The sequence below is a fragment of the Butyrivibrio fibrisolvens genome (genome assembly GCF_037113525.1).
In the GTDB taxonomy this organism is placed as follows: Bacteria; Bacillota; Clostridia; order Lachnospirales; family Lachnospiraceae; genus Butyrivibrio; species Butyrivibrio fibrisolvens.
In genome coordinates this window covers 1,286,669-1,300,253 of the sequence record NZ_CP146963.1, presented here as the reverse complement: position 1 = coordinate 1,300,253, position 13,585 = coordinate 1,286,669, and the positions used below count along the sequence as shown (strand labels likewise).

Here is a 13,585-nt window from a genome sequence, read left to right as displayed (position 1 = left end):
AAAAGCCATGTTAGAGGCCTCGATTTCTTTTGACTAAACACTATCTAAAACTTCATTTTCCCACTCTTTATATATCTTCATTAAGCGTATATCTTCGTACTTTCCTGACGCAACTATCTTTCCCTTATCCATAATGTGAATTATGTCTGCATACTCAAGTAGTTTCGGATTATGTGTTGTATAAAGGACTGAAGAAGAACTTTTTATGAGATTCCCAAATACTTTTTTAGTAGTAATAGGGTCGAGGTTTGCAGTTGGTTCATCAGCTATCAGTATTTCTGACTTAGCTATCATTGCTCTACCGATTGCTACTCTCTGAGCTTCCCCTCCTGACAGGTTTTCATCGCCGTCTGGAAGTTTCTCTCCTAATCTTTCATCTCCTAGTTTCTTAAGGTCTGCCTGCTCTTCAATTTCGCATATCCCAAAGTCATCTTTTTCCAAAGTTCCATAAGATATATTTTCGTGAATTGAAACGGGGAATAGCTGCGGCGCCACTGGTATATACGAATAAACTTCTGCATCATTTTTCCTGACCCAGCCACTTGTTGGGGGTAGAAGATTTAGTAGTATCCGTAAAAAAGTTGTCTTTCCTGACCCGTTCTTACCAATAAGGGCAACCTTAGTATTTCGGGCAACAGTAAGGTCAATATTATCAAGTATATTCTTATCATTAACGCGGTAGCTTATGTTGCAAGCTTCTAAGATATTTTTATCATCGCATTCTTCAATATGATTTTTTGGACAGCCTATATATTTTAAGTACTTATCTAGAACGTATACGTTATCCTTGATTCCTGTCAGATCAGATGTCATCCATCCTGTATACTTTTTCATAATATTATATACAGAAAACATGGTTATGATTATTCGAACGCTATCCTCTTTTATCAAAAAGAAAGACGTTATCATAAGAAGCAGGTATACTGCTGCATCTGAAAGCCTCATCAGGTTCGATCTCCCCGCCTGTTTAAGAGCATTTTTCCTGGATTCATTTATATATCCATTAAATAAGCCGTCTATTTCCTGTACATTAGAATCATACTTACCATTAACGATATAGCTCTCAGTTCCGCTAAAAAGGCGTTTTACCGCTCCTATGATCTTTGATTTTTCTTTAAAAAGATGTTCGTTTTGCTTATTTATGGACTCGCTTCCAAGGCTTCCAATTGCCAGTTGCATAATGCTACCGGCAATCACTACAAGCGCCGTCCAACTGCCAATATATATGCACCAGATTCCCAGTGCTGCAAAAACTAATGCTTCCGAAAGAAACTGAACCAACTTGTACAGCATGCCAACCAGTGTATCAACCCTATCTGCCAAAAAAGAATACGCCTCATTACCATCATAGTTTTTATCTATCTGCGCCATGTTTGAGTTATACAAAGTATTTATGCACTTTTCGCGTATTGCTTCAATTGTAAGAAAATAAAATTTGCCATTGATAAGTTTATCAAAACGATACCTTACCGCTATAAATATTCCTGTGATCAAAAACCAAATAGCTGTGTACAAGGCCATTTTGCTATAGTTGCATCTTTCATATTGCTCCATCATTAAATTGATAAAAGCAGGCACTAATGCAGACTGTAATGAGATATAAATACTCATACCAAAAACGGCATAAATATATTTTCTTGTATCTTTATCCATCATCAGCGGGATACATGCTTTTCTTATTTTTCTTATCATACTGCTCCCTCCACGCTGCCTCTATCAAGAATCCTTCCCTGATCCATGTAAACAATCTCATCAGGGATATCAAAATAGTATGCCTGTGAGAAACCATAATCACAGTAGCTCCGATAGCTGATAACTTCTTTAGTTTCTGATAAAACGATCTTTCTTTTCCCGGATCTACCGCAGAAAAAGATTCATCCAGCAAAATAAGCTCTTTTGAGCTATATAGAACACTGGCAAATGCGAGCATCTGCCTTTCGCCAGAAGAAAGTGGATATCCTGACTGGTATATTTTCAGCTTGTCATCAATGTTATTTTTCCTAAAAACATCAAGTAGTTTGGAATCCTTAAGGGCACTGTTATATCTAGCTTCATTAAAGCTTTCCATCACAATATTTTCTCTAATATCACCTTCCATAAAAACGTGGCTTTGCTCTATGTAACTAGTCCTCTTAAAAAAAGACTTCCTGACTACTTTTGAAAGATCCGTATCATTCCAGTAAATACTTCCGCCGCCAAGCGGAATCAGTCTTGCTATTGCCTTAAGCATTGTGCTTTTACCGCAGCCGGATGGCCCCGCAATAACGTAGAACTTCCCCTTTTCAAATCTATAATTTATGTTTTTAATAATCTGTTGATCATCATAGCTAACACATAGATTTTTGAGCTGAAGATATCTGAAATCTTCATTTAGATCCAGCGTGCCCCTATCATCCGGCATCTGCTCAAACTTAGTGATCCTTGATGCTATGCTTTCAAGCTCTTTAAGCTGTATCATCTGACCTGGCAATTCAAATATTTTATTTTGAACATCATTCAAAGCCCTGATAATTGCAAGCATATTTGAAGGTGGCATAGTTCCTACGATCATAGAAGCAAAACTCATGCATAGTATTACCAGGGTAAACATCATATCCGCTGTCTCTTCTATAAGATATACTTTGAGCTGTGTCTCCCATGATTCCTCCTGCGCATTACAGAAATCATCATTTCTTTTCCTATGCTCAGAAATGATCTTATTTTTAGAAAGAAATGCTCTGATAACCTCCAGATTGTCCAAGGCTTTCCACAGAAAGTTAGTCCACACGCCATATTTTTCATTTATTTCTTCATTGTGCTTATATAGTTTAAGTTTGTTGTTTTTGTTTAAGATACTAAGTACAATGCTGGAAATAATGATCAGCAAAGTTATCCACACACTAATTGTCATTCCATAGATGATGTAACAGGGAATAGCCATAAATGATGAAAAAAGAAATGCTTTATTTATGAGGCTTCCCACATACTTTTCACTATCACCGTTTACGATCGATACCCTGTCGCTTGAACTAATATCTCCCCTGCTCCAGCAAACTAGGTTTGAGTTCTTAGCCATAAGTTTATCTGTAAGAGCAAGGTGAAGCTTTCCGCGCACATGCGCTGTCAGATAACCATTTGCATATTCCATTGCAAAAACTCCAATCATTACTATGACAAAAAATATGATGTTTATCTTCAACTTTTCAAGGTCATGGGATAATACGTCATTAAGCATTCGCCTGCAGATTTCTATGTTGGCAATATTTAAAACTTCAAATATGACCTGCCCCAACGAGATAAGCACTATTCCACTAAGCTCAAGTTTTACAGGGGTATTCAGAATTTTGTTTAAAAAAGTATCTAATAATTTTTTCATATAGTTACCCTATAATGCAGGTGCCAAAAGAATCTTTGACCCTTGCATATTCCTATTAAATCTTACATAAATTAAAAAAGGGAAATCTTTACTGAATCTGTCATTGACAGATAATTGTATATTGACGCCATTTTTACGAACCACGAAAAAGCGCAGTAAATGCGCGCTTTTCTTTATCAATGAGTCATATACAATTGATAGATATTAAAGATAAAGAATAAGAAACACTTTTAAACCTCATATATTACTAATAGATTTATTTTTCTATCAGTAGAGTTGAAATGCTTTTACTACAAGAATAAAATTATTATTGGTAGTATTTGTACCAAGTGACACTAATTATATCATATGGGAGGTTCTTATGGGAAGAAAAGTTGTACTTGCCGGTGCATGTCGTACCGCGATCGGAACTATGGGAGGAACTCTTTCAAATACACCTGCTCCTGAGCTTGGAACAGTTGTTATCAAAGAGGCTCTTAAAAGAACTGGCATTAAACCAGAGCAGGTTGATGAAGTATACATGGGCTGCGTAATTCAGGCTGGTCTTGGTCAGAATCCTGCAAGACAGCCAGCAATTAATGCAGGTATACCTGTAGAAGTACCTGCTACTACTATCAATGTACTTTGCGGATCAGGTCTTCACTGCGTAAACCTTGCTGCAAAGCTCATCTCCATGGGAGATGCTGACATCATCGTAGCAGGTGGTATGGAGAACATGTCAATGGCTCCTTATCTTCTTCGTCAGGCACGTTTTGGATATCGTATGGGACCTGCAACCATGGAAGATGCCATGATCACAGATGCTCTCACAGACGCATTCTATCACTATCACATGGGAATCACAGCCGAGAATATCGCTGAGCAGTGGCACCTTACAAGGCAGCAGCTCGATGAGTTCGCAGCATGGAGTCAGCAGAAGGCTCAGAAAGCAATCGCTGAAGGCAAATTCAAGGACGAGATCGTTCCTGTTGAAGTTAAGAAAAAGAAAGAGACAATCCTCTTCGATACAGATGAAGGCCCACGTGCCGGTGTTACTGCTGAAGGCATTTCAGGTCTTAAGCCTGCATTTAAGAAGGACGGCGGCGTTGTTACTGCTGCCAACTCTTCCGGTATCAATGATGCCGCTGCTGCCATCATCGTTATGAGCGAAGAAAAGGCTAAAGAACTTGGCGTTAAGCCAATGGCTACCTGGATCGGCGGCGAGCTTGCAGGTGTTGATCCTCAGATTATGGGTATCGGACCTGTTGCTGCAACCAAGAAGGTAATGGATAAGTGCGGCTACAAGATTGGTGATTTTGATCTTATCGAAGCTAACGAAGCTTTCGCAGCTCAGTCTGTTGCAGTAGGCCAGGATCTTGGCTTTGATATGGACAAGCTCAATGTTAACGGCGGAGCTATCGCCCTTGGTCACCCTGTAGGATGCTCAGGTACAAGAATCCTCGTAACTCTCCTTCATGAAATGGAGAAAAGAGATGCAAAGAAAGGTCTTGCAACCTTGTGCGTAGGCGGAGGTATGGGCGCAGCTGCAATTGTAGAACGTGAATAAGGTTTTCAGTCATAAGGTGTCAAAAGGAACTGTTGACACCTACCTCATAATATTAGTTTGATTAAGACAAATAATTCACATTAAAAACGCATGGAACTTTGGTAGATTATCGCTAAAGCTCCATGTGTTATAAAGTATATTTTAGCTTAACGTAGGCGAAAACCCACAGGCTTGCCTGTGGGATGAAGCCTTTACACTTAGGGTACATTAAAGTATATTATGCCTTAAGGAGTTAAAAGAAAATGACTGGTGAAGAATATAAGAAGGCTCTAAAGCAATACCATAAACTTTCTGATAGGCATATTTTAGTCGCTGAGACTGATATGCCTTATTCTGATGTGCTTAAGATTGTGATCCTTTCTGATAAAATCCGCAAGGCAGGCAATGAACTTGTTGGTCTTATGAGAAAGAATTATGATCAGCTTTTTCGAACAAAGAGGTATCGCAAACTATTATCCCTATATGGTAATACAGGAGATAAAGCTAAACGCAAAATTCTTGCTAATCAGCTTAATGAAATGCAGAAATCCTATAATGTCACATGGGATTACTGTAGAAAATCTATGATTCCAATAGGCAAAAAGTATGGTGTCGATGCTGTCTTTGCTCTGACCAAAGCTGAAGATGTTTGGCGTGGTATGGAAAAATGTCTGTATGGTAATGGCAGGACCATACATTTTTCAAAATATGGAGAACTGCCTTGTATCCGAGCAAAACAAATAAACCGTGGTATTCCTATATCCGTAAAGGATAATAGATTGCAGTTCAAACTTGGAAAGACAACTTTCGGGATACAGGCAGATGACAGGTTTCAAGCAGACGAAGTAAATGCTGTTTTAGCTTATCTTGCTGAACCTGAGATTATGGATAAAAAAGCTGTTAATACACTCATTAAAGATGCCTATTGTGTAGATACATACAGACCTTGCTATGCCACGCTCGTTTCCAAAATGATAAGGGGTAAATACCGAGTATATTTACACTTAACTATTGAAGGTAAGGCGAAACCGAAATACGATAAATATGGCAATCCCCGTCATAAATACGGCAAAGGTATGATAGGTGCGGATATTGGCACGCAGACCATTGCCTACACTTCTGATACAGAAGCAGGATTGAAGAACCTTTCGGAGCGTGGCAATAGTATACAGACTTCCGAACGGAAAGAACGTCTGCTCTATCGTGCTATGGACAGGTCAAGGAGAGCAACCAATCCACAAAATTACAATGATGATGGTACTGTAAAGAAAGGTCATAAGACTTGGAAATACTCAAATCATTATAAGAAACTGAAAGCCAGACATTCTGAATTATGTCGCATCAATGCTGTAAACAGAAATCTTGCAATAAAAGAGGATGTAAATCACCTGCGGAGTCTTGGAGATGTATTTGTTACTGAGCCTAAAAATGCAAGTAAGCTCATGAAGCGAGCTATGGAAACCACTAAGAACGACAAGGGTAGATTTAACAGGAAAAAGCGGTTCGGTAAATCCATAAAAAACAGATGCCCCGGAGGTTTTCAGTCAAATGTAGAGAAGAAATTCAAAGCCACAGGTGGCACATATATAGAAGTCCCGAATAACTACAGGGCTTCGCAGTATGACCATACAGCAGATGTTTATATAAAAAAGAAGCTGTCTGACAGATTGTTTAAACTACATGATGGAACTGAAGTACAGAGAGATTGGTATTCATCGTTCTTACTATACTGCTATGATCATATGACGCATGATATAGATAAAAACAAATGCAATACAAAATTTGAGGAACAATACAACAAAGAAAAAGCTCTAATCACTTGGATTAAGGCTAATAAACTTAAAATATTAAACAGTGGAATTAAAATAGCTTAACAACTTAATAATCAGGGAGATTGACTGTACTTCCTTGTTAAAAAGCAAAAATTTACCGCTAATGTGGTCGTTGGACTGCTTGGTAATAAAAGTCCTGATTAAAACAGATTTACACTTGTAACTCCAAAGTCTGAAAATGATGTACGATTACAAGCTACACTTGCCAATCAGAACCCTACGGGCTTGCCCGTGGGTACAGTCAGTATTTATATTCTAAAAATTTATCTATTTTCTCTTTTATTTTCTTATTCATTTTCTTGTTTATTATCTTATTTCTATTTTTTCTTACTAAAACTTTTACCTTTTAATTTATGATTCTCGACATATTAAGGTCATATCTTCTATTCTTTTTTCTAAACAAATGGATAATATCATCCGATAAGAATGTATATGGTATGGGTATTATTATTCTCAGCCTTGCAACACTTTATAAACGACCAAATGTAAGAGTAATAAAAGGGAATGGAGCTATAGAGCATATCGGTATTTTCTCAATCAATATCTATAAGCGTTTGAAGTAGCAATCGAAAGGAGCATTATGAAAAAATCACTGTTATCTGCTATTTTAACTGTTTCATGTATCTTCACGATGTCATGCGGTAATAATGGAACAACTGCCACAGATTCCGGATCCACATCAGGAGAATTGGCAGGAAGCCTTAGCTATGAATATGTCATTCACTATACCGATGGCACCGAGTCGGGCGTAGTCCGCTACGATGATGTGTCTACCATGCTCCTGGGACTGGACCGCGGTGATATTGATTATATTCCTCTGAGTAAGTCCGTAGCAGAATATATCGCTAATACTCAAGGAGATGGCAAGTATGTTGTAGAAACAGCTGATCCTTTGGAGAACTACTCTCTGGGCGTTGGCGAAGCCCATGTTGATCTCCTTCCTGCCTGCAACGCCGCGATCATCGCTATGCAGGAAGATGGGACGCTATCAAGTCTTCAGGATGAATATATAACCAAGATTATAGAAGGCGGTCAGCCTGAAGCAGTCACTTTTGAAACTGTAGATGGAAGAGATACATTAAAGGTCGGAGTAACTGGCGATCTTCCTCCTATGGACTATGTATCAGAAGACGGAACTCCTATGGGATTCAATACGGCAATCCTTGCAGAGCTTGGCAAGAGACTTGATATGAATATCGAGCTTGTAACGATCAATTCCGGAAGCCGCGCTGCTGCTCTTGTATCCGGAAAGGTTGATATGATCTTCTGGGTTCTGTCTATGGATTTTTCAAATGCTCAGAATCCTGTAAGACTTGAGACTATCGACTACATCATGTTCAACGGAAGCAAGCTCTTGCCTACAGATACAATTGCTACTGATTCTATATTTGCTGTTCCTGAAGGTGTATATATCAGTGAGTATTATTTCTCTGATAATGAAGCTATCTTAAGAAAAAAATAATAGTTCGTAAATCTGAATAATTGTAAAGATATAAAAACCACTGCCAATATCTTGTTTTTGTAATGATTGGCAGTGGTTTTACTATAGTAACCAAAAAGTATACATTTTTGAATCATAGATTCAAAAGTGCAGCAGTCAGATTATTCTGTATAAGTTATAACCTTTTTCCCTTCCACATGATCCTCGTTGTCAACATAAGTTGTAACCTCGGCTTTAAACTGACAACCTGATGCTGCTGTAAACGACACGCTTGATGCGCCTTCATCAGATGGTACATCTATTTCTTCTATTTTCGTCCATACACTTTTTTCGTCCTTGGCATATATCTCGACATGATATCCTATTGGTCTGCCATCTTGATCTTTAACCAGATCCCATGAGACAACGCCATTAGATAGATCATCAGACATTTCAACCTTTAAATTGGAAACAGAAGCAGGTTTTTTTACAAATTCAAATTCATAAGAACCATCTTCATTCATGTAAGATGTCATTTCTATACTATCCATAATGTCGCTTATGTTAGTGTTATTTGCGCTGTTATTGTAACTATCAGCAACAAGTTGATTGTCCCCATTAGTCGCCAAATAATTCGCCACGTTCTGCTGCGTTACGAGCGAATTCTGTTCTTGTGTCTGCCGTTTTTCATTCGGACTACCACTAAATACAACTAATAAGCTGGACATCTCAAAAAGAAAGAGAATAAACAAAAAACAAAAAAATCCTTTAGCGAAACCAAGACTGCCCTTATCAGAAGATTTATTTTTTCTATGACCTTCACCATTATTCCAAACATCATCAGCTACTGATGTATTGATATCCCGTTCCTCATCACGTCTTTTACTCCAGGGATAGATATTCTTTATGATTATATCAATAGGCACATCAACCTGATTTTGGTATACATGGCCTTCAATCTGATAACTTCTGATAAGTTCAAATTTGTTGACTATTTCCGGCCATTCTCCTTTGCTCCTTGCTTCTTTTGTATCAGGGAAAAGAAATTTGGCCAAAGTATCCCATACATTGTAGTCAAAGTCGGGCAGATAAGAATAATAATCAACAATAAATCTTGTAATTTTCGGATCAGGTTTATATTTCTTCTTGCAAAGAATTTTATACTTTTCAACTATATCACAACAAAAAACTCCCCAGTATGCTGTCAGGTTATTCTTATTGTCATAAAAAACAGCAGACTGTCTTAAAAAGATAAGCATCCACGTTTTTTCATCTTTTGATAAAAAAGACAGTTGTCTTACCTTTTCAACATATTCTGCAAAAAGAGTATACTCCTTAAGCTTAAGCTTTGGATCGAGAGAGTTTTCATTCTCAGGTCCCTCAGGTTCATCCGAAACTTCTACATCTTCAAGGTTGAAATTGATTTTCTGATTATATATCTGATCATCTGTCTTTATTTCGAAATGTTCAAAAGTGATCTTTTCCAGATCATCTGTCTTTATATCATGATGTTCAAAAGTAATCTCTTCCTGATCGTCAGATTTCACCTCATCTTTTTGACTGTAATCATCTTTATTAAAAGCTGATACCGATTCCTGATTATCAGAATTTTCTTCTACTACTTTTTTATCATCTATAGCTTTTTCTTCCAAGCTCTTATGCCTTTTGGCATAATTAATAGCTTCTTTATAGGCTGCCTTCAGATTCTTGAATTCTTCGGGATGTTCCTGGGGATGGTACTGTCTTGAAAGTTTTGCATATGCTCTCTTTATTGCTTTCTCATCCGTAGTAGATTCTATCTGTAAGATTGCCCAATAACCTTTATTCATACCTTACCTTTCACTCACGACAGAACAGCTTGCTCATAAAATATAGTCATGAATTCTTGTATGACTTTTGGAACGAAGTGACAAAAAGTCATACCTTCTCCCAATACTTATATTTCAGGATGAGGTAGACCGTAAATACTTCTTTCAATAATTTCTATTGCATTTTCAAGATTTTGCTTTGAAGCTTCGATTGCACCTGTATTAGCATTTCGCATCGCTCTCTGATATTCCTCCATAGCATTACCAAGAAAAATTCTCTGCTCCATATTGGATTCTGCAAAAAGCCTATCAGCTTTTTCCATAAGAAGACTCAACTTATTCCTGTTTTCTTTGGACTTACTCTTTAGTTCAGCGAGCTTCTTCCTTCTTGCCGCAAGATCTGCTTCTGATAATCCGCTGCTTTGCGCTATATCTTTGATCAAAGATTCATCCATATATTCAGACTCAAACTCAATTTCGAAAATACCATTTATATCATATGAAAATGTCACATCAACAGTAGCTTCACCTGCAGGTAACGGCTTAACTTTAAGCGATATCTTATCCAGGAGTTTATTCCTGGATGCAGTGTGGTATTCTCCCTGATATACGCTAAAAACGATCTTATCCTGCATATCCTTAATAGTCTGATAAGTCTCAGTTCTACTGCATGGAAGGATTTCATTCTTGTGGATAATCGGTGACATAACGTCATTAACTATCCCAACGCCAAGTGTAAATGGACATATATCTGTCAGAATCAGATCTTTGACATTGCCTGATCTTTGCTGTATTCCAGCCGCAACGCCCACTCCCTTACATACTATCTCGTCCGGGTTTTCATCAACGAGAAGTTTACCTCCATACATGGATCTTAGGAAAAGCTTTACAGCCGGCATTTTGGATGAACCGCCAACAAGGATTATTCCTGCAACATCATCAATTTCATCTTTGGTCATACCTGCATCATTGAAAAGTCTTATCATCACGCGTTTGATCTTTTCATAAATATCAGCAGATATATCAACCAGATGCTGAAGATCTATTCTATATACAATTTCTTTTGCAAAAAGATCCTCTTTATTCCTGGAAAATCTGAATTTATATTCCAGTTCGGATTCTGTTGAAAGTCTGATTTTAATAATCTCAGCATGATGGTAAATAAGTGCTCTCTGATAATCAGTCAGTGCCGGCCATATCAGGTCATTCTTGTTGCAGATATCAAGAGCTATAGCTTCATTAAAATCAGCTCCTCCAAGATGGTTATCACCTGATATTCCCTGAATTTCTATTATGTTTTCAAAGGCATCGACTAAAGTTACATCAAGTGTTCCTCCGCCAAAATCAAATACGATGTATTTCTCATCTTCATTAATATGACTCACATGATAGTACAGGGCAGCTGCTGATGGCTCATTTACAAGTCTGCTAACCTTAAGACCTGCTATAAGCCCTGCATTTCTTGTTGCAGCTCTCTGACTGTCTGAAAAATAAGCAGGTACACTGATAATAGCTTCAGTGACTTCCTGGCCAAGCTCTCTTTCAGCATCCTGTTTAAGTTCCCTTAAAACTATTGCAGAAAGATCTGTAGCTGTATAGGTTCTGCCGAAGGCATTATATGTCACATCTGATCCCATATTTCTTTTGAATTCCTGGAAGGTAGTTTCAGGATGTGTGATAAGTCTTTCTTTGGCAATCTGGCCCACAAAAGTGTCACCGTTAGATTCTATGCTGACAACTGAAGGCGTAAGATATTCCCCGAGTGAATTTTTAATCATCTTAATACCTTCATCTGTCCATGCACTGACCAGTGAATTGGTCGTACCTAAGTCAATTCCGATAATCATATTTTTAACCTCATAAATACTTTTTTCATAAAAAAAACTACTGTTAATGCGCTAGCAAAAACAGTAGTCTCATTATTCGCAGCTGGTGCGGATTTCTGTTATTTACTCACAAAAAAACATACCTTTTTAATACTTATTAAATATCAATCTATATAGCCTATAAGAAGTTTAAGTGTATTCTCAGCTCCGTCTCTATGGCTTCTCTCATAACCGTGAGAAGCATATACACCTGCGCCGATAAGACCATGCTTAACATCAAAGCCTGCACGAAGTGTAGCTTCTACGTCAGATCCGTAATGAGGATATACATCAACAGCATAGTCAGCGCCCATCTTCTTAGCAGCTTCTATAAGTCCCTTAACTACTGAATAAGCGTATGGTCCGCCGCTATCCTTGGAACATATGGATACCTGACGCTCTGTACATGTAAGACCTTCGCCGACGCATCCCATATCAACTGAGATTGCTTCTGTTACGCCTTCAGGAACTGATGCACATCCGCCGTGACCTACTTCTTCGAATACAGTTACATGTACATATACTGCACGCTTTGGAGTGATCTTGTTATCCTTAAGATACTTGGCATATCCAAGAAGTATACCTACGCTGAACTTATCATCAAGGAATCTGCTCTTGATATAACCTGACTTTGTGATACGTGTACAAGGATCAAAGCATACGATATCGCCTACGCTTATACCAAGTTTTTCAACATCTTCTTTAGAATTAACATCTTCATCAAGGACAACTTCGCAGGTATCAAAGGTTCTCTTGATATCATTGTACTCGCCATTTACATGGATAGAAGCGTTAGTAAGCTGGAATGTTCCTTCATAATCTCCGTCGAACTTAGTAACAATGCGGACATTCTCTGTCTCAGCATTGTTGGCATTCATTCCGCCAAGAGGTGTTACCACAAGACGACCAGTTCCCTTAATAGAAGAAACCATACCACCAAGTGTATCTGTGTGAGCTTCAAGGAAGAGACCATTCTTCTTGTCCTTGCCACCAAGCTCTACAAGTACTCCGCCCTTACCTGTAAATGAAGCTTTAAAGCCAAGTGCTTCAAACTCCTTCTTGACCCAGGCTGCTGCATCATCTGTATAGCCTGTAGGAGAGTCAATTGACAGAAGCTCCTTACTCTTCTCCATGATAAAATCTGTGTAAACTTTAAAATCATTTTTCTTTCTAGCCATTTCTAACACCTTTATTCTTTCTTAAGTTGTTTTTCAAAAATCTTTTTTCAAATACACTATACCATTTTTAACAAAATTATGAATTATTGTCACTTCGTTCAAGACGTCATAAATATCATTTGGCAGTCGTCTGTGTATTAGTTACTGTACAGCTTCTTCCATCTATTACGACATCGGCTATATATTCATTATCATAATCATTCCATGTAACCGTAAAGCTGTCATCCGAAATCCACTCAACCTCATACTCTGCGGCGTATCTGCCATGAATATCATCAATTTCTACCGCTTTTTTTGACGGCTTATCTCCTTCTACAGGATACTCTTCACCATCTTCTATAAATTCTAAACACAGGAAGCTTTCACCTTGGTCCATGGCTCCGGCAGAATCGTTGATACTCTCCACCTGATAGATTCCGCTTGGAGATACATACGTATCATTAACTCTTCTTGAATCTCCTTCAAAAATAGAACCTACAATAAAAAGAAAAGCCAAAGGCCCCAAAAAGATCAAGGGAATAATAAAAACGAGTATCATTCCACCAATAATTATTTTAGCTAATGCATTTAATGCTCCATTGTTATTCGTCATTATTCTAATA

At 37.9% G+C, this 13,585-nt stretch carries 9 protein-coding genes; 3 read left to right on the top strand and 6 right to left on the bottom strand.

What is annotated here, in order from left to right; all coding sequences use genetic code 11:
• Positions 1–33: 33 nt before the first annotated feature.
• A complete protein-coding gene (locus WAA20_RS05150) occupies positions 34–1,692 on the bottom strand; it encodes an ABC transporter ATP-binding protein (RefSeq protein WP_073390508.1) in 1,659 nt (552 codons plus the stop codon).
• Entirely contained in the window at positions 1,646–3,355 is a 1,710-nt protein-coding gene (locus tag WAA20_RS05145) for an ABC transporter ATP-binding protein (protein WP_073390507.1), read from the bottom strand. Before WAA20_RS05145 ends, WAA20_RS05150 begins: the two co-directional genes overlap by 47 nt.
• A gap of 361 nt (positions 3,356–3,716) precedes the next feature.
• Between WAA20_RS05145 and WAA20_RS05140 the strand changes: the two genes are divergently transcribed.
• From WAA20_RS05140 to WAA20_RS05130, 3 genes are all read left to right on the top strand, one after another.
• Positions 3,717–4,901: an acetyl-CoA C-acetyltransferase gene (locus tag WAA20_RS05140; protein ID WP_073390505.1), complete on the top strand. Its 1,185-nt coding sequence runs from the start codon at positions 3,717–3,719 to the stop codon at positions 4,899–4,901.
• Between the two features lie 242 nt (positions 4,902–5,143).
• A complete protein-coding gene (locus WAA20_RS05135; RefSeq protein WP_338802351.1) occupies positions 5,144–6,754 on the top strand; it encodes a hypothetical protein in 1,611 nt (536 codons plus the stop codon).
• A gap of 538 nt (positions 6,755–7,292) precedes the next feature.
• Complete coding sequence (locus tag WAA20_RS05130; protein ID WP_073387275.1) at positions 7,293–8,174, top strand: transporter substrate-binding domain-containing protein; 882 nt, start codon at positions 7,293–7,295, stop codon at positions 8,172–8,174.
• A 140-nt stretch (positions 8,175–8,314) separates the two neighbouring features.
• Here the strand turns inward: WAA20_RS05130 and WAA20_RS05125 are convergent, their stop codons facing one another.
• From WAA20_RS05125 to WAA20_RS05110, 4 genes are all read right to left on the bottom strand, one after another.
• Complete coding sequence (locus tag WAA20_RS05125; RefSeq protein WP_073387276.1) at positions 8,315–9,961, bottom strand: DnaJ domain-containing protein; 1,647 nt, start codon at positions 9,959–9,961, stop codon at positions 8,315–8,317.
• A gap of 107 nt (positions 9,962–10,068) precedes the next feature.
• Entirely contained in the window at positions 10,069–11,787 is a 1,719-nt protein-coding gene (locus WAA20_RS05120; RefSeq protein WP_073387278.1) for an Hsp70 family protein, read from the bottom strand.
• Between the two features lie 143 nt (positions 11,788–11,930).
• Complete coding sequence (locus WAA20_RS05115; protein ID WP_073387279.1) at positions 11,931–12,983, bottom strand: M42 family metallopeptidase; 1,053 nt, start codon at positions 12,981–12,983, stop codon at positions 11,931–11,933.
• A gap of 115 nt (positions 12,984–13,098) precedes the next feature.
• Positions 13,099–13,575: a hypothetical protein gene (locus WAA20_RS05110; protein WP_338802350.1), complete on the bottom strand. Its 477-nt coding sequence runs from the start codon at positions 13,573–13,575 to the stop codon at positions 13,099–13,101.
• Positions 13,576–13,585: the final 10 nt, after the last annotated feature.